The organism is Halobacillus sp. AWM4_238 (assembly GCF_056158265.1).
This window is the reverse complement of record NZ_JBSWSY010000002.1, coordinates 1,171,078-1,190,762: the sequence shown is the minus strand read 5'-3', so window position 1 is coordinate 1,190,762 and position 19,685 is coordinate 1,171,078. Positions and strand designations below refer to the sequence as shown.

Sequence of the window (19,685 nt, the reverse complement as noted above, 5' to 3'; positions counted from 1 at the left end):
TTATGGTCGAGGGGCGGAGGGAAACGGTGAGACTCCTATGGGACGTGTGGGACAGGTGAGACCCCGGAAGGCGTAGCCTGAGGAGGCTCACCGCCCGCCCCATGGAAAGCGAACTGTTTCCCGGAGCCCCCTAACCCACACAAAAAATCGAAACGAAGTATTCAAGATTAGAGAATGATACTTAAGGAGGAAGAGTAGATGAAAGTACCTTTTATAGATGGACATAATGACACGTTGATGAACTTTGAAGATGGAGTGGAACCGTTTTTTACAGGAACGAAAGCTGGTCATATCGATTGGCCGAGAGGAACCCGTTCTGGACTGGCAGGAGGATTCTATGCCGTCTTCTGCCCGAACCCGGCCACCGATCCAACACCTGTTGCCTACAAAACAGCAAAAGGTTACGAAAAGCCCCTTCCACGCCCGTTAGCCTATGGTTACGCTTGTACGTACACCAATAAGATGGTCGCACGGTTCTTGAAAATGGAAGAAGAATCGAACGGGAAATTCAAAATGGCACGTACGGTTGAAGATTTAGAACGCGCCATCCATGGAGATTACATGGCAGGAATTTTACATATCGAAGGAGCTGAAGGCATCGATGAGGATTTGCATGCCCTGCCTGTTTTATATGAAGCAGGGTTACGTTCTGTAGGTCCTGTGTGGAGCAGAGCAAACGCCTTCGGGGAGGGCGTGCCGTATCGGTTTCCTTCTTCTCCGGATACGGGACCAGGTCTTACAGAAAATGGTAAAAAACTTGTGCGTGAGTGCAATCGTCTAGGAATCATGATTGACCTTTCTCATTTGAATGAAAAAGGGTTTTGGGACGTCGCCTCCATTAGTGACGCTCCGCTTGTAGCGACTCATTCCAACGCCCACCAGATTTGCCCGGTAACAAGGAATCTGACAGACAAGCAGATCGATGCGATCGGGAAATCGCACGGGTTGATTGGGGTCACATACAGCATTAATCCCAATATGGTGACGGAGGACGGTGAGAATAATGAAGGGGCGGCTTTATCAGACATTACGAAGCATATCCAATACATCATCAATCGCATCGGGGTCGACCATGTCGCTTTAGGTTCAGATTTTGATGGAACGCGGGTACCAACCGCTTTGAAAGATGTAACAGGTGTACCGAAATTGTTTGATCTATTGAAAAGAGAAGGCTTGAGCAGGGGGGATATTGAAAAGATCGCCTATAAAAATTGGCTTCGTGTCCTTAGAGAGACATGGAAGGACGATACATGAGAAGCGCTCTAAAAAAAGAGGATGGCCCGTGAAAGGCCATCCTCTTTTTTCTATTTTATAGAATCTTATTTGGTTCGGTGTTTCTGGTAAGTGATGGCTTTTGTCAATGCCTGCAGCTCACTGTACACTTGGCCGGTCAATCGAGGTGCCTCTAGGTAACGGAGGTTGTCGTTCAGCTGTTCGACGGAGCTTGCTCCGAAAACAGCGGTCGCTACCGTAGGGTTTTGGAGAACGTATTGAAGCGCAAGTGTTTCCGCCGTCCGTTCGTCCGTTGTGTACCCCTGCCATTTCTCAGCGATTTCTATCACTTCTTCTTGGCTGTACTCTAAAAATCCATTGGCTGCTTTGTCCTGAGCTTTCTCTTGTCCTTTGGAAGATAACATACCTTTTGCTAATGGACCTCTCGCTAAGACGCTGATCTCGTTGTCAGCGAGCAGGTTGAGGATTTCTTCTTCAGGCCTCCGATCGAGGGCATTGTACTGCATCATGACACTTACGATGTTGGATTTTTCGACATATTCTTTGATAACATTCGGCCGAATGGAAGATATGCCGTATTCGCGGATCAATCCCTCTTGTTTGAGATCCTCAAAAGCTTCGATGCTTTCTTCGATCGGATCATCGATGGTACCGCCGTGCAGCTGGTAAAGGTCGATATAATCGATTCCGAGTCGTTTCAGGCTGTCCTTTACACCTTCTTTGATGTGCTTTTTGGATGGATCCCAGTGCCAGTCTTTCTCATCAGGATTGAAATTGTTGCCGACCTTCGTACCGATCAATAGGTCGTCTCTTTTACCTTTGACCGCTTCTCCTACGATTTTTTCGTTCTCTCCGAAATCGTATAAGTCGGCCGTATCTAAGTAATTGATGCCAGCATCGATCGCCCGGTCGATGATGTCCTTGGCTTTGTTATGATCGGTCCCGAGCGACATGCACCCAAGACTGATTTCTGACACGTATAAATCTGAAGATCCTAATTGACGTTTGTTCATGTAATCATCCTTTCATCTTGGCTCTTATAAAAAGTTAAAATGTAAATACTATCGAAAAAAAGAACTTCCAATAATGTGAAGGTACTATTGGCTTATTAAACAAACGCTCCCGATTGTGGAAGACTCAGTTTTGAGATAACCGGGGTTCGTTTGCCGTGTTGGGCGTCAGGGGTGGTTGGGAATCAACTCGCTTTCCTGTGGGGGAGTGGCGAGCTTCCTCGGGCTAACCGCCCTGCGGGATCTCGCCGATCTCCTTTCTCCCACGGGAGTCTCGCAGCTTCCCAACCACCCCATTCGATCATGTGAGAAACGAACCCCTATACCAGGAAGGAGCATCTTTCACCATCACTACCTATAGTAAGAAAACGCTCTATAACAAGGGGTTATGAGCACTATTCATACGATGGAGATATGTGTTATAGATCCCATTACATATAGGAAGCGCCTAATTCTGGAAGTGGTTTCGAGACACTTTCATAGTAAAGGGGCGGAGGGGAATGGCGAGACTCCTGCGGGAAAAAAAGTGCAGGGTGAGACCCCACAGGACGAAGTCCGAGGAGGCTCACCGCGCTCCCGCGGAAAGCGAGTCATTCCCCGCAGCCCCCATCCACTCAACAAAAGTCTCGAAATCAAGTCTTCCACAATCCTACCAGTTTGTTTAACAAGTAAATTAATAATAGTTTTTAACGGAACCTTCATCTTAAGTGTAGCGGATTGTTCCGGTTCCATGCCACTCCTGTGATAAAATGACGATAGTAACAAGAGAGGATGAATGTTTGTGAAAAAATTCGAAGAAAAAACCTATGAAACCGAAACGATTTATAAAGGGAAAATTGTTCAATTGGATATCGACAGTGTTACTTTACCCGATGGGAATACATCTAAACGGGAACTGATCCGTCACCCAGGTGCTGTAGCCGTCATTGCCGTCACTGATGAAGGGAAATTGGTTTGTGTGGAGCAGTACAGAAAACCGATGGAGAAAAGCATCATCGAAATCCCTGCCGGCAAGCTTGAACCAGGAGAAGAACCGAAAACATGTGCCCTTCGTGAACTGGAAGAGGAGACGGGATACACGTCGGATGACCTTGAATTCGTTACATCGTTCTACACTTCTCCAGGGTTTGCAGACGAAATCGTCCACCTTTACTTCACCGATGAAATCAAACGGATGGAAGAGCAGCCGGATGGCGATGAGGACGAGTTCGTTGAACAGATGGAACTGACGGTGGAGGAAGCAGAGGCTCTTGAAAAAGAGGAGCGGATCCATGATGCGAAAACAGCTTATGCGATCCTTTATATGAAATTGAGACATGCGAGATGATGGGTGAGTTTTTCATCGATCTACATATTCACATCGGCAGAGATTGGAATGGGAAGCCTGTCAAAATTACCGGATCCAAATCGTTGACGCTCTCGAATATACTCGAGGAAGCTGCAAATAGGAAGGGTCTGGATATGGTCGGCGTCATCGATGCTCAAGCTCCTGCTGTGCAAGAAGAGATGGTGGACTTGATCCATCGTGGAAAAGCGACAGAATTGAAGCAGGGGGGAATTCGTTATCAAGATACGGTCCTCCTGCTAGGTTCAGAAATTGAAGTGTATGATGCGGCCTGTTCCGGTCCCATCCATATGCTCTGTTATTTTCCGACGATGAAGAAAATGAGGACGTTCACAACGTGGCTTTCTCAAAAGATGAAAAATGTGAATTTAAGTTCCCAGCGTTTTTATGGAACCGCCCGGGAACTTCAACAGTATGTGAAAGAACAAGACGGGATCTTCATTCCTGCTCACATCTTCACTCCTTTTAAAAGCCTTTATGGAAAAGGGGTGAAAAAGACCTTAAGGGAAGTTCTTGATCCTGACAGCATCGATGCCGTAGAACTGGGGCTGAGTGCAGATACGGCGATGGCAGATGCGATCAAGGAGCTGGAACCTTATACCTATGTGACCAATTCTGACGCCCACTCCTTAGGCAAGCTTGCCCGGGAGTATCAGCGTGTCGCTTTGAAGGAATTGAATTTTGAAGAATTGAGACGGGCATTGCACAACGAACAGGGGAGAAAAGTCCTTGAGAATTATGGAATGAGTCCCGCCATGGGAAAATATCACCAGACCGTTTGTGCCAAATGTCTGTCCTCTGTACCGTTGTCCGCTTCCCAATGTGACTCGTGTGGGTCCAAGAAAATCGTCAAAGGCGTGAAAGACCGTATTGAGGAGTTGACATCTAGTCCTCAGACAGTCGAGAGACCGCCCTATGTCTATCAAGTGCCTCTATCATCTCTCCCTGGGGTCGGACCACGTACGTACGAAAAATTGATAGAGACGTTTGGGACAGAAATGGCTGTTATCCATGATGTTTCTCATGAAGAATTGATTACGGTCATTCCTGAACGAGTGGCTGAGCAGATCCAGGCCCTTAGAAAAGGTTCGCTCACCATTCAGGCAGGTGGTGGCGGACGTTATGGAAGAGTCCAGTAGAAACTGAGTTGGAATTGGTCTACTTTTTCCACCTATCTCATAGATTGGTCATAGACCGGTGAAGAGAAAGGTGGATGAAAAATGCAGCAGGGTATGCGAATGGTTAAAAACGACGTTCAAACACATATGAATATTTTCGTGTTCATTTTTGTTCTATTTATTATGGGAATGATTTTCGGTGCCGTCATCGTAAACAGTATGAACTTCGTCCAGAAGCAGGATCTCTTTTTCTATCTGAAACAATTTTTTGAACAGCAGACCACGATCGGCGGAACAGGAAAAGCAACGTTATGGAAAGATAGTGTTCTTTATCATCTAAAGTACATGCTTCTCCTTTTTTTGTTAGGCATCTCTGTCATTGGGATGCCGATCATTACCGTTTTACTTTTCATTAAAGGACTCGTCATCGGGTTTTCCGTCGGTTTTCTTGTTAATCAAATGGGGTGGTACGGGTTGTTGATTTCCTCCGTTTCCATCGCCCCTCAAAATGTCATAATTATTCCTGTCTATCTGATCGCAGGTTCCCTTGCATTGATTTTTTCTCTTACCCTATGTAAGCAGCTTTTCATTCGCAGGGTTCACCAGCCGATTTTGAAAGGCTTTGTCCGATATAGTGCATTGTTTGGTGCACTCATTGCGATTCTGATGGTTTCCTCGGTCGTCGAAGTCTTTATCAGCAACACGTTTTTGGAACTTGTATTGAATTGGATTTACAAGTAAGTGGTATTAGATAATAATGATTATCGTTAACAGATTAAAATAATTATAATTTGACACTCGTTCTGTCTCTGATTATAATGAAGTTGGTATTACGAGGGAGGGACGAACGATATGGAACATCGTATAGATAAAATAAAAAAACAGCTGCATTCCCAGAGTTATAAGCTGACCCCGCAACGAGAAGCTACGGTCCGGGTACTATTGGAAAATGAAGAAGACCACTTAAGTGCGGAAGATGTTTACCTCCTCGTAAAAGAGAAAGCACCAGAAATTGGACTAGCAACTGTCTATCGAACGTTAGAATTACTATCAGAACTTAAAGTCGTCGATAAAATTAACTTTGGAGATGGCGTCTCCCGATATGACTTGAGAAAAGAGGGTGCCGAACACTTTCACCATCACCTCGTATGTATTGAGTGTGGATCTGTGGAAGAAATCGATGAAGATCTCTTAGGGGATGTAGAAAAGATTGTCGAGGGCCAATGGGGATTTGAAGTCAAAGATCACCGTTTGACGTTCCATGGCGTTTGCCGTGTCTGCCAGAAACAGGCCGTAACGACATCGTCAGCAAAATCAAATGAAGAATAAAAAGGCCGCCGCTATGAAGAGACATAGTGGCTTTTATTTTGCCCAGCCGGTGATCCCATACTTAAGTGGCAGGCAGAAAACAGGTTAAGCCTTTCGTGTGTGTTTTCTAAAATCTCTGACTCTTGCATTTTTATTTACAAATGAGTGAAAATCGTGTAGGTTAAACCTAGACGGGACATGGACTCTCGATAAGCGGTCAGAACATAGGATTCTCTCATCTTCCTACGTATATTTGTAAGGATTTTAGGCATATCCTTTACAAAAGGGTACGGAAGAGAGGGGAGAAGTGTCATGAGCCGTTTAAAGAGCAGTTTCAGAGATTTGATCAAAGTCCTGATTGTATTCACTGTTTGTACTTGCGTTTTCTATATGGCTTTACGAATGGTGCATGAAGAATACGAGCGTCAACATCGATACGATCCACCGGGAGGTACAGCGATTAAAGTCTATCATCCTCTGGACCAACCATGGACGGATCGACTGTCGATATTTTTTCGGTTAGGAGAGTAGAGGGACGATGCAGCATGCGCTGGAAGATTTTTTTCACTATTTGACCGTAGAGCGCGGTTTATCACCTAACACGATTCAATCTTACAAGCGGGACCTCACCCAGTACGATCGTTTTTTACAGCAGGAATTGGGCATAAAAAGCTGGGAGGAAATGACCCGGTCCCATATTATGAAATACTTGCATCACCTCAATGACCAAGGGCGTTCTTCAGCAACCATCGCACGATTGTTGTCATCCATTCGTCTGTTTCACCAGTTTCTGATCCGGGAGAAAGTGACCGAACAGGATCCGAGCTTACATATAGAGACACCGAAGAAAGAACGGAAGCTCCCGAAAGTGCTCTCTTCAGACGATGTGGACAAGCTGTTGAACATCCATGCCAAAGATCCGCTTTCTGCAAGGAATAAAGCAATGTTCGAAATGCTCTATGCCACTGGTTTGAGAGTGACGGAGCTTGTCTCGCTGAAAGTGACGGACCTGCACTTGACGATGGGTTTTGTCCGCTGCCTGGGAAAAGGATCGAAAGAGAGGATCATCCCTCTCGGTGACATGGCCAAAGAGGCGGTTGAAAATTATTTGCAAGTCGGTCGCGATGCGCTCGTGAAGCAAAAGCAGACCGAGGAGCTCTTTGTTAACCACCATGGGAATGCCTTATCACGGCAAGGTTTTTGGAAGATATTGAAAGCGGTTGCTAGAGAGATGGGCGTGAATAAAGAGTTGACCCCTCATACGTTGCGGCATTCCTTTGCGACACACCTGCTTGAAAACGGAGCCGACCTTAGGGCTGTTCAGGAAATGCTTGGTCATGCAGACATCTCGACAACACAAATCTATACCCATGTCTCCAAGACAAGGTTAAAAGACGTTTATCGCTCGTATCATCCGCGGGCATAAACTCTTTTGCGTTTTAAGTTGTCTGACATCCTACATCTCATAAATGTGGGGTAGTTTTTCACGATATTGGGAAATTAAACATTAGGAGGGATTTTTGATGAATTCATTCAAACGTGTATTTTTAGTAGTTATGGACTCTGTAGGAATAGGAGAAGCTCCTGATGCAGAAAAGTTTGATGACAAAGGGGCAGACACGCTCGGGCATATCGCAGAACATATGAACGGCTTGGATATGCCGCATATGGGATCGCTTGGACTTAGCAACATTCGCGAGATTCAAGGAATTGAAAAAGCAGAAAATCCGAAAGCACATTACACAACGATGGTGGAAGCGTCGAACGGTAAAGATACGATGACGGGTCACTGGGAAATCATGGGCCTCTATATCGATCAGCCTTTCCGTACATTCCCGGATGGATTTCCGGATGAGCTGCTGGATCAGATCAAAGAAAAGACCGGCAGAGGCATCGTCGGGAATAAACCAGCCTCAGGGACGGAGATTCTTACGGAACTAGGAGAACATCACATGGAAACGGGAGATTTAATCATCTACACGTCTGCCGATTCAGTCTTGCAGATTGCTGCCCATGAAGATGTTATCCCACCGGAAGAGCTCTATGAAATTTGTGAGTTCTGTCGTGAAATTACAAAAGATGAGAAATATATGGTTGGCCGTGTCATCGCCCGCCCGTTCATCGGTGAACCGGGTGCATTTGAGCGCACATCCAATCGCCATGACTATGCATTGAAGCCATTTGGCCGCACCGTTATGAACGAGATGGCCGATGAAGGTCTGGATGTTGTCGCGATCGGAAAAATTTCCGATATTTATGATGGAGAAGGGGTTACAGAAGCCATCCGTACGAAGGACAATATGGATGGGATGGATCAACTGGTGAAGTCACTGGATAAAGATTTCACTGGCATGAGCTTCTTGAACCTTGTCGATTTTGATGCGAAATTCGGGCACCGTCGTGACCCTCAAGGCTACGGCGAAGCGTTACAGGAATATGATGCACGTCTGCCGGAAGTGTTGGAAAAAATGGATGAGGACGATTTGTTGATCATCACAGCAGACCATGGCAATGACCCTGTTCATCATGGCACAGACCACACACGTGAGCTTGTTCCACTGATTGTCTACCATAAAGGCATTAAGGAGGGGCAGGAGCTCGACCAGCGTCAAACGTTTGCAGACATCGGTGCAACCGTTTCTGAAAACTTCTCAATTAAGATGCCAGAACACGGCAAGAGCTTTTTGAAAGATATTCAATAAGGGAGGAGAAACAAAATGAACCAAACACAAGTAAAAGAAGCATCTCAATTTATCCAAGGAAAACTAACTAACGAACCGAGTGTAGGGTTGATTCTAGGATCTGGACTAGGCGTACTTGCGGAGGAAATTCAAAATCCGACGACCATTCCTTATACGGAAATTCCTCACTTTCCTGAATCTACGGTCTCCGGCCATAAAGGCCAGCTGGTCGTTGGTGAATTAGAAGGACGCCAGGTTATCGCGATGCAAGGGCGTTTCCACTATTATGAAGGCTATGATATGAAGCAGGTGACTTTCCCTGTACGAGTTATGAAAGCCCTAGGTGTGGAAACACTTTTCGTTACCAACGCTGCTGGTGGCATCAATGAAACGTTCAAGCCAGGCAACTTGATGATCATTACCGATCATATCAACAACATGGGTGACAGCCCGTTGATCGGACCGAATGATGACGACCTTGGAGCGCGTTTCCCTGATATGTCAGAAGCGTATGATCGTCATTTGATCGATCACGCGAAACAATCGGCCGAGCGTTTGAACCTGCAAGTGCAGGAAGGTGTCTACGTAGGAAACACAGGGCCTGCTTATGAGACAGGAGCGGAAGTACGTATGCTGCGTACACTCGGCGGAGATGCCGTCGGAATGTCGACGGTTCCAGAAGTGATGGTGGCCAACCACGCAGGCATTCGTGTGCTTGGAATCTCTTGTATTTCCAACATGGCTGCAGGAATCCTGGATCAGCCGCTTACTCATGATGAAGTCATTGAAACGACTGCTCAAGTGCGTGAAGATTTCCTAGGGTTCGTAAAAGAGCTTCTAAAAACATTGCCAGCATAAAAAATCGAAAGCGTCTATTCTAGGCGCTTTCGTAATTAAATTTTAAGTAAAGGGTGATCGAGATGAGAATGTACGACATTATTGTAAAGAAACGTGATGGCGGGGAATTGACAAAGGAAGAAATTGAATTCTTCGTTGAAGGCTATACAAAAGGTGAGATCCCTGATTATCAGGCGTCTGCGTTCACGATGGCGATTTATTTTCAGGGCATGACGGCTGAAGAAACAGCCACATTGACTCAAGCGATGGTAGATTCAGGAGAAACGATCGACCTCTCAGCGATTGAAGGAAAGAAAGTCGATAAGCACTCCACGGGTGGTGTAGGCGATAAAGTAACATTCATCGTCGGTCCATTGGTCGCATCCGTCGGCATCCCTGTCGCTAAAATGTCCGGACGTGGTCTAGGCCATACAGGTGGAACACTTGATAAACTAGAGTCTGTCAAAGGCCTGGAAATTGAGATGACGAAAGAGAAATTCATCGAGAATGTCAATACACATAAACTTGCCGTGGCGGGTCAAACAGGAAACCTGGCCCCTGCAGACAAGAAACTATACGCTCTAAGAGACGTAACAGGGACCGTCAATTCACTTCCTCTGATTGCCGGCTCGATTATGAGTAAGAAAATTGCATCTGGAGCAGACAGTATCGTCCTCGATGTAAAAACTGGATCTGGAGCATTTATGAAAACGCTTGAAGATTCTGAAGCTCTCGCTCGTGAGATGGTTAACATCGGAAATAACCTGGGACGGAATACGGTAGCAGTCATCAGTGACATGAACCAGCCGCTTGGTTATGAAGTCGGAAATGCGAATGAAATCAAAGAAGCAGCAGAAATTCTTCAAGGGAAAAACGTGGAAGATTTACGTTTGCTTTCCCTTGAAATCGCTTCCCACATGGCGGTTCTTGCTGAGAAATTCTCTACTTATGAAGAAGCGTACGAAGCGATCGAAGCAAATATCGAAAACGGGAAGGCTTTCCAATCCCTTCGTACACTGATTGAATCCCAGGGTGGAGATGTATCCATGATTGATGATCTCGATCGCTTGCCAAAAGCGGCCCATGAAATTGAAGTGACTGCAGATCAAGATGGTTTCGTATCAGCAATTGATGCAGAATCCATCGGCATAGCTGCCATGTACCTTGGTGCCGGCCGTGCGACGAAAGATGATGAAATCAATCACGGAGTCGGAATCAGCCTGAAGAAGAAAATCGGCGATCCTGTCAAAGCAGGCGAAGCTCTAGTCGTACTGATCAGTGATGACGAGCAACCGGATGACTCCATTCAGAAGGTCAAAGAAGCGTACACCATTTCTGATGAAAAAGTCGAAAAACCGACACTGATTCACAACATCATTAAATAAACAAGTGCAACAACGAAAAGAAGCGGACCTGTCTTGTAGACAGGTCCGCTTTTTTATTTGGACTTGGAACTTTAGAGGTGAAAAGGATGGGTAATGATTCATATGAGTGGCTGTTCATGATATGATTTTCGTAGAAGGGGGTAAAGGATGTTACGGGTTTTCGAGGTGCTTGTTGCAGCGGCCGGGCTTATCTTAGTCTTGTCGAACTGGACGTTTTCTTTGAACCTGAGCTTTGATGTCGTAGCCCTCATCTCAGCATTTTTGTTTTTATTTATGGGCATCCGTTGTTTGAAAGACGATCACATATTGGGTGGAGCTTTCATTCTCCTGGTGTCTACGATGATGGCCTTTATTTGTATTGAGAGTTTTATACCCATTACATAGGGAGGGGAAGACATGAACCAATGTGTGCTGTGCTCACCTGAAATGGATGAGAATCAGAAAATCATTTTTGAAAATGACTCCTGCTTCTTTGTTCAGAAAGACCAACGTATTTTAAAGGGATCAGGCTTGATCGTTCCAAAAACTCATAAAACCACCGTTTTTGACTTATCGAAAGAAGAGTGGATGGATACTCAGGAAATGATCCAACAAGTGAAAAACTGGCTTGACGAAACCCTGCAACCGGACGGATACAACATCGGGTACAATTGCTACAAAACCGGCGGACAGCATATTTTCCACGCTCACATGCACATCATTCCCCGTTTCCAAGACGAACCCCACGCAGGAAAAGGCATCCGTCACTGGCTCAAACAAGAAGAAAACAAACGCCACATCTAAAACACAACCTCCCCAGGTTGTGTTTTTTGTTTTTCCAATAACGCAGTCGTTTGTGGAAGACCAGTTTCGAGACTCTTGTTGAGTGGGTGCGGGGCTGCGGGGAATAGCTCGCTTTCCGCGGGAGCGCGGTGAGCCTCCTCGGACTGCGTCCTGTGGGGTCTCACCCTGCACTTTTTTCCCGCAGGAGTCTCGCCATTCCCCTCCGCCCCTTGACCAAAGGGGTATCTCGAAACTACTTCCAGAATAAGCAGCTTACCTGCGTTATAGAAGGTGGTGGATTCAACTTTAAGACAAGCAGTCATTAGTATTCTAACGCTTGCTATAGAGCGCTCCTCAGCTAGGAGGCAGTGATTTGAGAAGACGCACCATTCATGTATGTGGGTTCGTTTGGGTGGTCGGGAAGCTGCGAGACTCCCGCGGGAATGGCTTGCCGTCATCCCCGCAGGAAAGCGAGTGGCTTCCCGACCACCCCAAATGCTCAACTTAGCAACGAACCCCCGAAGTTACATTGTTGTTGAATACCTAGTGGTGCTGTTTTGGATTATGTATAGAAGATGATGGTAAGGGAAAGCTAGGGGCACTTAAAGCAATGGGAGGTTTAGGTTATGAAAAAAATGATGGGTGTGTGTCTCGCTCTTTGTTTAGTTGTCTCACTTTTTCCGTTAAACATGACTCTTGCAGAAGAAAGGGATTCAACAGAGATCGTCAATTCAGCGAAATCCGCGATATTGATGGAAAAGAACAGCGGGATGACGCTTTATGATAAGGATTCAAATAAAAAGCTGCCCCCTGCGAGTATGACGAAGGTCATGACGCTGTTGTTAATCATGGAAGAACTTGATAAAGGCGGCATCAAACTGGATGAAAGCGTCCGGATCAGTGAGCACGCGGCTTCTATGGGCGGGTCCCAAATTTTCCTTGAAGCAGGCGAAGAGATGTCCATTGAAGATTTATTGAAAGGCATCGCTGTCGCATCTGGGAATGATGCAAGTGTTGCTATGGCTGAACGGATTGCCGGGAGTGAAAAAGAGTTTGTGGCTCAAATGAACCAAAAAGCGAAGGATCTCGGTTTGAAGAATACCCAATTCCAAAACCCGACCGGTCTTCCGGCTGAAGGTCATTACAGCACGGCTCATGATATGGCTGTCATGGCAAGAGAGTTGCTGCTGCATGATGAAGTGACCAAGTACACGAAAATCTATGATGATTATTTGCGTAAAGGGCAGGACAATGAATTCTGGTTAGTGAACACGAACAAGTTGATCAAAAACTATCCAGGCATGGACGGACTGAAAACAGGCTATACGAGTGAGGCTAAATACTGCCTGACCGCCTCTGCAAAACGGGATGATATGCACATGATTGCTGTTGTCATGGGTGCTGAAAATCCGAAGATGAGGAATTCGGATGTGACCAGTCTCTTAGATTATGGTTTCAGTCAATATGAGGGTGTCAAACTCTATTCTAAAGATGACACGATGAAATCCATGAAGGTGACGCGAGGGAATCCTCTGGAATTGAAGCTTTCACCGGAAAAAGATGTGGTCGTTCTCAAGAAGAAAAATGACAAGAAGAGTAAGTATGACACGGTGTTGAAAGTAGCCGAGAAATCAGACCTTCCATTAGAAAAAGGGGCCCACATGGGTTGGGTGATCGTGAAAAATGGAGAACAGGAAGTAGCTAAAGTCCGGTTGGAAACGGTCGAAACCGTGGATAAAGCAGGTTTTCCTGCTCTCTGGCAGCGCTCATGGAAGAATTTGACGAGCTTTCAGAGGTTTTAGCACTTTCCCACTAGTTGTGTATTTGAGCAGGAAATGACAGCAAAAAGTACGAAAAGACATAGTGACTCTTATAAAGTCAGAGGAGGGAGTTCACTTGAGTCTTCAAGTCAATTTTGCAGTCAGAGAAAATGTTTTGCTCGTCCGATTAAATGGGGAGCTGGATCATCATGAAGCTACGAGACTTCGGGAAGCTTGGCAGAAAGAGCTAGCGAACAATGGTGTCGAACATGTGATTGTCAATTTAAAAAAATTGTCCTTCATGGATAGTTCAGGCCTTGGTGTGATGCTCGGTCGTTATAAAGAGGTACAAGCGAAAGGGAACGAAATGGTGTTGTGTTCCATTTCACCTGAAGTTCGGAGATTGTTCGATATGTCAGGGATGTTCAAAATCATGCAACTCGTGGATGATGAGGCATCCGCGCTTGAGATGTTGGGGGTGGCATCATGCGAAATGAAATGACGCTTGAGTTTACGAGTGTGAGTGAAAATGAATCCCTTGCCCGTGTATCTGTTGCCGCATTTGTCAGTCAAATCAATCCGACGATGGAAGAGTTGACGGATATTAAAACGGTCGTCTCTGAAGCCGTTACGAATGCGATCATCCATGGTTATGAAGAGAAGAGCGATGAAAAAGTCATGCTGACGTGTGCCATTGATGACGGAGAAATCGAACTGATCATTCAGGACCGCGGTCAGGGCATTGAAAATATCGAGATTGCCAAAGAGCCGCTTTACACGTCGAAACCGGAATGGGAACGCTCGGGAATGGGTTTTACAATCATGGAAAATTTCATGGATCGTGTAGACATTACTTCAGAGCCCGGGGTCGGAACGACGATCCGAATGACGAAGCAGTTGACGTCAACCCGCGCTTTGTGTAATTGAGGCGCCGCCTATGAGCGATACGACAAAAGAACGTCTGTCCGACAAAGATGTCAAAGAGCTGATCAAAAAGAGTCAGGCGGGCGATCAAGAGGCGAGAGACTTTTTGGTAGAAAAGAACACCCGTCTCGTGTGGTCGGTCGTGCAACGATATCTCAGACGTGGATACGATCAGGATGATCTGTATCAAATCGGCTGTATCGGCCTGCTCAAATCGATCGACAAATTTGATTTGAGTTATGATGTGCGTTTCTCAACGTATGCCGTACCGATGATCATCGGTGAAATCCAGCGGTTCATCCGGGATGATGGAAGTGTGAAAGTCAGCCGCAGTTTGAAAGAGCTGAATCACAAAGTCCGTGCCAAGAAAGAAGAGCTTTTAAAGGAGTATGGGCGCTCTCCAACAGTGAATGAGCTGGCAGATGCCTTGGGTCTTACGAGGGAGGAAATCGTCCAGGCGGAGGAAGTTGGACGAACCCCTCAATCGATTTACGAAACGGTGTATGAAAACGAAGGCGACCCGATCACCCTTGTCGACCAGATTGCAGAAGAAGATAGCAATTGGTTCGATCATCTGACCCTCCAGGATGTGATGAGCAAACTGGACAAACGGGAGCGGTTGATCATTTACTTGCGGTATTACAAGGATCAAACCCAAACGGAAGTGGCGGAGCGTTTAGGCATATCGCAAGTACAAGTCTCGCGACTGGAGAAGAAAATTCTTGCTGATATGAAAGAAACGATGAATGATACAAGCTGAGGGCTGTACCTGATGAGGTACAGCTTTTTTTGTTGTGGAAAGTTTTTTTCAGCTAGTCTACGACTTATTCAAGTATCCAATAACTCTCGACTCTTCGTATGATTTTTTCGATCTCACACATAATAAGTCTAAGAAAATTTACACAGGGGAGGCGGAAGTATTGGCGACTCCTGTCTATATACGTACAAAACAATCCATATATGTTCAACCTCTGGCAAAAATACGTTTGCAGGATGTGGCTCGTGTTACGGGCCAGAAGCGGCACAAACCTGTGCTGGAGCAGATGGTCTTGCATCAAGTCACGGAAGAAGATCGAAACATTGTAGTCATTGATTCTTTCATGATTATTGAACAAGTGATCGAGAAATTTCCGGAGCTTGAAATCGAACTCATCGGACCGAATCAGTGCGTGGTGCATGTGGAGAAACACCAACGAGAGCCGTCCCCTTTACTAATTAGCGCGATATGGATCCTGCTTTTTATTGGAGCGGCGATGGCGATCATGAACTTCCACTATGATGTGAGCATGCAGGCTGTTCAACAGAAATTGCATTTCATGTTGACAGGGGAGGAAGTGGAACATCCGTTATGGATCCAGGTCCCGTATTCCATCGGCCTTGGAATAGGAATGATCTTGTTTTTTAACCACTGGTTCCAGAAGCGGTTCAACGAAGAACCGAGTCCGATGGAAGTGGAGATATTCAATTACCAGGAAGACCTCGACCATTACGTAGCCATTAAGGAGAATAAGGTGGAAAAACAGGATGTGGATCGTTGAAGCACTGATTGGAATTGCTGCTGGCATTGCTGTCGGAACAGGCTTCGTCGCTTTTCTGACCGTCCTCGGTATCGTCCCAAGGCTTATGCAGTTGAGCCATTCGGAGTCGAAGCTCCGGAGTTATGAAATGGCCGTGATCCTCGGTGTTTTTGCAGGCATTTACCTTTCATTTGGGGATGGACCTGTGAAGATGACGGTGATCGGCCTTGTCATTTGGGGACTCTTTCATGGGATCTTCATAGGAATGCTTGCCGCTGCGCTCACAGAGGTCCTGAATGTGTTTCCGCTCTTATTCAAACGCATCGGAGTCGATGGCTTTTTGTTCACTCTATTGATGGCGCTCGTCCTTGGGAAAATCGCGGGTTCATTGTTTCAATGGCTCATTTTTGTCAGATGAACGATCTGTAATTAGGAGGAAGTAGTGTGGGTAAACAACCGCTGAATGAAAAAAACTTTGATAAGGCCAGAAAATCGTATCAGCCCAAACCGCCATACGTCATGAATTGTTTGAAAGCCTTCGTTGTGGGTGGATTGATTTGTGTATTTGGCGAACTTTTGACTCAAATGTATATTCACTGGTTCGACTATAGTGAGAAAAATGCCATCAACCCGACGGTAGCGACTTTGATTCTTCTCTCGGCCTTAGCTACAGGTTTTGGTGTTTATGATAAGCTCGGCCAGTTTGCGGGTGCGGGTTCTGCAGTTCCGGTCACTGGATTTGCGAATTCCATTACCTCAGCGGCATTGGAGCATAAATCCGAAGGGCTCGTTCTTGGGGTTGCCACGAATTTATTCAAGTTAGCAGGATCTGTCATTGTCTTCGGTGTCGTTGCTGCTTATGTATTAGGTATTATTCGATACGTGTGGTCGCTTATATTTTAGGAGGAAAAGCAAATGGCTAAAACTGGAACACATTCATGGACGTTTACTGATCCGGTCTACTTACAATCCACAGGTACAGCTGTTGGTCCCATGGAAGGCGAAGGTCCACTTAAAGAAACGTATGACGTCGTACACGAAGAGCTTCATTGCGGGGAAGCCAATTGGGAACTTGCCGAGCGTAAATTAATGACCGATGCGGTGAACGCTTGTTTGCAAAAAGTAGGCACAGACAAATCCAATATCGATTTGTTTTTAGCAGGTGACCTTTTGAACCAAAACGTTACAGGAAACTATGTGGCAAGGCAGTTGGGAATTCCTGTTTTAGGGATGTTCGGTGCCTGTTCAACTAGTATGGAGACGTTAGCTACAGGTGCTGCGCTCGTCTCTTCAGGGTATGCCACCCAAGCTCTGGTTGCTGTCAGTTCTCATAACTGTACAGCTGAGCGCCAATTCCGTTACCCGACCGAGTACGGTGGACAAAAGCCAGGGACCGCCACCTATACCGTTACAGGCAGCGGTGCTGCGCTGCTCTCTAAAACACCTTCTGATATTCAAGTGGAAGCGGCAACGATTGGGAAGGTCATGGATTATAGTGTCAAGGATCCATTTGATATGGGATCTGCAATGGCACCTGCTGCCTGGGATACCATTAAAACGCACTTGGAAGACATGGGACGAGTACCGGGGGATTATGACGTGATTGCCACCGGCGATTTATCAGCCGTTGGTACCCCTATTCTCAAGGACTTGATGAAACAGGATGGCTACGACATCAGTGATGTGCACAAAGATTGCGGGCTGCTTGTCTATCACAGCGATCAACCTGTGTTTGCAGGGGGAAGCGGGTGCGCATGTTCAGCGGTCGTCACTTATGGGAAAATCGTGCAGGATTTGATCAGTGGAAAATACAAGCGTGTCTTAATCGTTGCGACAGGTGCACTTATGAGTCCGATGATGCTTCAACAGAAGGAATCGATTCCAGGTATCGCTCATGCCGTCGTCCTCACTAGAGGGGAGGGAGGATCATGACCTTTTTATGGGCGTTTTTCGTCGGTGGAGGGATCTGCGTGGTCGGACAGATCCTAATGGATGTATTCAAATTGACTCCTGCTCATGTTATGTCCTCCTTTGTTGTAGCCGGGGCGGTTCTGGATGCATTCGACCTTTACGATAACCTGATTGAATTTGCTGGTGCAGGCGCGACTGTCCCAATAACAAGTTTTGGGCATTCTCTCTTGCATGGAGCTATGGAACAGGCGGATGAGCATGGTTTTATCGGGGTGGCCATTGGAATCTTTGAACTGACATCTGCAGGTATTGCATCAGCAATTCTATTTGGTTTTATCGTTGCTGTTATATTTAAGCCTAAAGGGTAAATCGAAATCAAGGAGTGGAGGTTTATGCCTAAGAAGAAAAAAGAAACACCGATCGTCATGAAGCTCGATCAAAACCGAAAGACGATGAATGAACGAATTGGCGTAGACCAATCATTTGATGCTGGTTTCCGTACGCTGACCCTGCTGGGTGTGGAAGTGAACTTTTATTATGTCACTGGTCTTGTAGAGACGCCGATCGTCGTAGAAGTGATGCGCCAATTGATGGAAATGAATGATTCCGAGGACCATGTGGACTCTGTCTTTAAATCCATCAAAGATGAGATCCCTCATCAACAAGTAGAGACGACCTCAGACCTCGATACGTGTATTACCCAGATGCTTTCCGGGTTGATGGTCATTTTCGTGGATGGAGAAACAGAGGCCTTCATCGTTGATGTGCGGACGTATCCGGGGAGGACTCCAGAGGAACCGGACACAGAAAAAGTCATTCGTGGTTCAAGGGACGGATACACTGAGAATATCATTGAAAACACGGCTTTAACACGCCGCCGGATCAGGGATGAGCGTCTGAGAAATGAAATCATGCAGGTCGGAAATCGTTCGAAAACGGATGTGTGTATTTCTTACATCAAAGACGTAGCCGATCCTGGACTTGTAGAACTGTTGAAAAAAGAGATTCAGAAAATCGATATCGACGGGTTGTCGATGGCAGATAAAAGTCTTGAAGAATACATTGTCAAACAGGGAAGGAACCCATTTCCGCTCGTAAGATACACGGAACGTCCAGATGTCGTTGCTTCACATTTATTTGAAGGACACGTGGTGATCATGACCGATACGTCACCAAGTACGATTATTACTCCCACGACGTATTTCCACCATGTGCAACATGCGGAGGAATTCCGACAGTCCCCTCCTGTTGGGACATTTGTGAGATGGGTACGTTTTTTCGGGATTTTTGCTTCTGTTTTTCTTTTGCCGTTGTGGATGTTGTTCGTCATGCAGCCGGATCTGCTTCCAGAGCCGTTTGCTTTTATCGGACCCAATGAAGAAAGCACGATTCCGATCATCTTCCAAATATTAATTGCTGATTTAGGTCTGGAGATGCTCAGAATTGCAGCCATTCATACGCCGACGCCATTATCGACAGCCATGGGACTGATTGCAGCTGTTCTTATAGGACAAATCGCTATCGACGTAGGTATGTTCGTGCCTGAAGTCATTCTTTACGTAGCCGTTGCAGCGATCGGCTCTTATTCTACCCCGAGTTATGAATTGTCTGTCGCAAATAAAATGGCTCGCGTTTTGTTCGTCATTCTTGTCGCTTTATTCGGAATCAAAGGGCTCATGGGCGGATTCTTAGCTTATATTCTGCTTTTAGCGAATACGAAGTCGTTGAACACTCCGTATTTATGGCCATTTCTCCCGTTCAACGGAAAAGCGGCCATCCAGATTATCCTGCGTCTCAGTATGCCATCTTTAAAAGTGAGGCCGAGTGTCGTTCACCCTCAAAACAATAACCGTCAGAAATAATCGTATTGCCCGTTCTTTAGCAATGTGATAAA

General features: G+C 46.0%; 23 protein-coding genes. 22 read left to right on the top strand and 1 reads right to left on the bottom strand.

The window, feature by feature from the left end; all coding sequences use genetic code 11:
• Window positions 1–198: 198 nt before the first annotated feature.
• On the top strand, window positions 199–1,254 hold the full coding sequence (locus ACXACN_RS06115; RefSeq protein WP_474963101.1) for a dipeptidase: 1,056 nt from the start codon (window positions 199–201) through the stop codon (window positions 1,252–1,254).
• Window positions 1,255–1,319: 65 nt separating this feature from the next.
• On the opposite strand, the gene ACXACN_RS06110 is transcribed toward ACXACN_RS06115, so the two are convergent.
• A complete protein-coding gene (locus tag ACXACN_RS06110) occupies window positions 1,320–2,246 on the bottom strand; it encodes an aldo/keto reductase (protein ID WP_474963099.1) in 927 nt (308 codons plus the stop codon).
• A gap of 778 nt (window positions 2,247–3,024) precedes the next feature.
• On the opposite strand from ACXACN_RS06110, the gene ACXACN_RS06105 reads away from it, so the two are divergent.
• The 21 genes from ACXACN_RS06105 (at window position 3,025) to ACXACN_RS06005 (ending at window position 19,653) form a co-directional block, all read left to right on the top strand.
• Complete coding sequence (locus ACXACN_RS06105; protein WP_474963098.1) at window positions 3,025–3,570, top strand: NUDIX hydrolase; 546 nt, start codon at window positions 3,025–3,027, stop codon at window positions 3,568–3,570.
• Window positions 3,567–4,727: an endonuclease Q family protein gene (locus ACXACN_RS06100; protein WP_474963096.1), complete on the top strand. Its 1,161-nt coding sequence runs from the start codon at window positions 3,567–3,569 to the stop codon at window positions 4,725–4,727. The genes ACXACN_RS06105 and ACXACN_RS06100 overlap by 4 nt, the downstream gene beginning before the upstream one ends.
• 81 nt (window positions 4,728–4,808) lie before the next feature.
• Window positions 4,809–5,447 (top strand): stage II sporulation protein M, encoded by a 639-nt coding sequence (gene spoIIM / locus ACXACN_RS06095; RefSeq protein ID WP_474963095.1) that lies wholly within the window; start codon window positions 4,809–4,811, stop codon window positions 5,445–5,447.
• Between the two features lie 111 nt (window positions 5,448–5,558).
• Window positions 5,559–6,035, top strand: a complete 477-nt coding sequence (gene fur, locus ACXACN_RS06090; RefSeq protein ID WP_474963094.1) for a ferric iron uptake transcriptional regulator — start codon at window positions 5,559–5,561, stop codon at window positions 6,033–6,035.
• Between the two features lie 291 nt (window positions 6,036–6,326).
• Window positions 6,327–6,545, top strand: a complete 219-nt coding sequence (locus tag ACXACN_RS06085) for a DUF4227 family protein (RefSeq protein WP_474963092.1) — start codon at window positions 6,327–6,329, stop codon at window positions 6,543–6,545.
• A gap of 7 nt (window positions 6,546–6,552) precedes the next feature.
• Entirely contained in the window at window positions 6,553–7,440 is an 888-nt protein-coding gene (gene xerD / locus ACXACN_RS06080; protein ID WP_474963091.1) for a site-specific tyrosine recombinase XerD, read from the top strand.
• Between the two features lie 97 nt (window positions 7,441–7,537).
• Window positions 7,538–8,716: a phosphopentomutase gene (deoB, locus tag ACXACN_RS06075; RefSeq protein WP_474963090.1), complete on the top strand. Its 1,179-nt coding sequence runs from the start codon at window positions 7,538–7,540 to the stop codon at window positions 8,714–8,716.
• Window positions 8,717–8,731: 15 nt separating this feature from the next.
• Complete coding sequence (locus ACXACN_RS06070; protein ID WP_474963088.1) at window positions 8,732–9,553, top strand: purine-nucleoside phosphorylase; 822 nt, start codon at window positions 8,732–8,734, stop codon at window positions 9,551–9,553.
• Between the two features lie 62 nt (window positions 9,554–9,615).
• Window positions 9,616–10,917, top strand: coding sequence for a pyrimidine-nucleoside phosphorylase (locus ACXACN_RS06065; RefSeq protein ID WP_474963087.1), 1,302 nt, complete (start codon window positions 9,616–9,618; stop codon window positions 10,915–10,917).
• Window positions 10,918–11,064: 147 nt separating this feature from the next.
• On the top strand, window positions 11,065–11,301 hold the full coding sequence (locus ACXACN_RS06060; RefSeq protein ID WP_474963085.1) for a hypothetical protein: 237 nt from the start codon (window positions 11,065–11,067) through the stop codon (window positions 11,299–11,301).
• A gap of 12 nt (window positions 11,302–11,313) precedes the next feature.
• Window positions 11,314–11,700, top strand: coding sequence for an HIT family protein (locus ACXACN_RS06055; protein WP_474963084.1), 387 nt, complete (start codon window positions 11,314–11,316; stop codon window positions 11,698–11,700).
• A gap of 605 nt (window positions 11,701–12,305) precedes the next feature.
• Entirely contained in the window at window positions 12,306–13,481 is a 1,176-nt protein-coding gene (locus ACXACN_RS06050) for a D-alanyl-D-alanine carboxypeptidase family protein (RefSeq protein WP_474963083.1), read from the top strand.
• Between the two features lie 94 nt (window positions 13,482–13,575).
• Window positions 13,576–13,941: an anti-sigma F factor antagonist gene (gene spoIIAA / locus ACXACN_RS06045; protein ID WP_474963081.1), complete on the top strand. Its 366-nt coding sequence runs from the start codon at window positions 13,576–13,578 to the stop codon at window positions 13,939–13,941.
• Window positions 13,926–14,366 (top strand): anti-sigma F factor, encoded by a 441-nt coding sequence (spoIIAB, locus tag ACXACN_RS06040; RefSeq protein ID WP_146817827.1) that lies wholly within the window; start codon window positions 13,926–13,928, stop codon window positions 14,364–14,366. Before spoIIAA ends, spoIIAB begins: the two co-directional genes overlap by 16 nt.
• A gap of 10 nt (window positions 14,367–14,376) precedes the next feature.
• A complete protein-coding gene (gene sigF, locus ACXACN_RS06035; protein ID WP_474963080.1) occupies window positions 14,377–15,123 on the top strand; it encodes an RNA polymerase sporulation sigma factor SigF in 747 nt (248 codons plus the stop codon).
• A gap of 160 nt (window positions 15,124–15,283) precedes the next feature.
• Window positions 15,284–15,901, top strand: a complete 618-nt coding sequence (locus ACXACN_RS06030; RefSeq protein WP_474963079.1) for a stage V sporulation protein AA — start codon at window positions 15,284–15,286, stop codon at window positions 15,899–15,901.
• On the top strand, window positions 15,888–16,298 hold the full coding sequence (locus tag ACXACN_RS06025) for a stage V sporulation protein AB (RefSeq protein ID WP_474963077.1): 411 nt from the start codon (window positions 15,888–15,890) through the stop codon (window positions 16,296–16,298). The genes ACXACN_RS06030 and ACXACN_RS06025 overlap by 14 nt, the downstream gene beginning before the upstream one ends.
• A 41-nt stretch (window positions 16,299–16,339) precedes the next feature.
• Window positions 16,340–16,783 carry a stage V sporulation protein AC gene (spoVAC, locus tag ACXACN_RS06020; RefSeq protein WP_474966811.1) on the top strand — a complete coding sequence of 148 codons (444 nt, stop codon included), beginning with the start codon at window positions 16,340–16,342 and terminating at the stop codon, window positions 16,781–16,783.
• 12 nt (window positions 16,784–16,795) lie between these two features.
• On the top strand, window positions 16,796–17,812 hold the full coding sequence (gene spoVAD / locus ACXACN_RS06015) for a stage V sporulation protein AD (RefSeq protein ID WP_474963076.1): 1,017 nt from the start codon (window positions 16,796–16,798) through the stop codon (window positions 17,810–17,812).
• A complete protein-coding gene (gene spoVAE, locus ACXACN_RS06010) occupies window positions 17,809–18,159 on the top strand; it encodes a stage V sporulation protein AE (protein WP_474963074.1) in 351 nt (116 codons plus the stop codon). The genes spoVAD and spoVAE overlap by 4 nt, the downstream gene beginning before the upstream one ends.
• 24 nt (window positions 18,160–18,183) lie before the next feature.
• Window positions 18,184–19,653 (top strand): spore germination protein, encoded by a 1,470-nt coding sequence (locus tag ACXACN_RS06005; protein ID WP_474963073.1) that lies wholly within the window; start codon window positions 18,184–18,186, stop codon window positions 19,651–19,653.
• The last annotated feature ends 32 nt before the right edge of the window (window positions 19,654–19,685 follow it).

What these genes read in the sequence shown, in the direction of transcription:
- ACXACN_RS06115 (WP_474963101.1), top strand. Translation starts at nt 199, where the DNA reads ATGAAAGTACCTTTTATAGATGGACATAATGACACGTTGATGAACTTT.
- ACXACN_RS06110 (WP_474963099.1), bottom strand. Translation starts at nt 2,246, where the DNA reads ATGAACAAACGTCAATTAGGATCTTCAGATTTATACGTGTCAGAAATC.
- ACXACN_RS06100 (WP_474963096.1), top strand. Translation starts at nt 3,567, where the DNA reads ATGATGGGTGAGTTTTTCATCGATCTACATATTCACATCGGCAGAGAT.
- spoIIM (WP_474963095.1), top strand. Translation starts at nt 4,809, where the DNA reads ATGCAGCAGGGTATGCGAATGGTTAAAAACGACGTTCAAACACATATG.
- fur (WP_474963094.1), top strand. Translation starts at nt 5,559, where the DNA reads ATGGAACATCGTATAGATAAAATAAAAAAACAGCTGCATTCCCAGAGT.
- ACXACN_RS06085 (WP_474963092.1), top strand. Translation starts at nt 6,327, where the DNA reads ATGAGCCGTTTAAAGAGCAGTTTCAGAGATTTGATCAAAGTCCTGATT.
- xerD (WP_474963091.1), top strand. Translation starts at nt 6,553, where the DNA reads ATGCAGCATGCGCTGGAAGATTTTTTTCACTATTTGACCGTAGAGCGC.
- deoB (WP_474963090.1), top strand. Translation starts at nt 7,538, where the DNA reads ATGAATTCATTCAAACGTGTATTTTTAGTAGTTATGGACTCTGTAGGA.
- ACXACN_RS06070 (WP_474963088.1), top strand. Translation starts at nt 8,732, where the DNA reads ATGAACCAAACACAAGTAAAAGAAGCATCTCAATTTATCCAAGGAAAA.
- ACXACN_RS06065 (WP_474963087.1), top strand. Translation starts at nt 9,616, where the DNA reads ATGAGAATGTACGACATTATTGTAAAGAAACGTGATGGCGGGGAATTG.
- ACXACN_RS06060 (WP_474963085.1), top strand. Translation starts at nt 11,065, where the DNA reads ATGTTACGGGTTTTCGAGGTGCTTGTTGCAGCGGCCGGGCTTATCTTA.
- ACXACN_RS06055 (WP_474963084.1), top strand. Translation starts at nt 11,314, where the DNA reads ATGAACCAATGTGTGCTGTGCTCACCTGAAATGGATGAGAATCAGAAA.
- ACXACN_RS06050 (WP_474963083.1), top strand. Translation starts at nt 12,306, where the DNA reads ATGAAAAAAATGATGGGTGTGTGTCTCGCTCTTTGTTTAGTTGTCTCA.
- spoIIAB (WP_146817827.1), top strand. Translation starts at nt 13,926, where the DNA reads ATGCGAAATGAAATGACGCTTGAGTTTACGAGTGTGAGTGAAAATGAA.
- sigF (WP_474963080.1), top strand. Translation starts at nt 14,377, where the DNA reads ATGAGCGATACGACAAAAGAACGTCTGTCCGACAAAGATGTCAAAGAG.
- ACXACN_RS06025 (WP_474963077.1), top strand. Translation starts at nt 15,888, where the DNA reads ATGTGGATCGTTGAAGCACTGATTGGAATTGCTGCTGGCATTGCTGTC.
- spoVAD (WP_474963076.1), top strand. Translation starts at nt 16,796, where the DNA reads ATGGCTAAAACTGGAACACATTCATGGACGTTTACTGATCCGGTCTAC.
- spoVAE (WP_474963074.1), top strand. Translation starts at nt 17,809, where the DNA reads ATGACCTTTTTATGGGCGTTTTTCGTCGGTGGAGGGATCTGCGTGGTC.
- ACXACN_RS06005 (WP_474963073.1), top strand. Translation starts at nt 18,184, where the DNA reads ATGCCTAAGAAGAAAAAAGAAACACCGATCGTCATGAAGCTCGATCAA.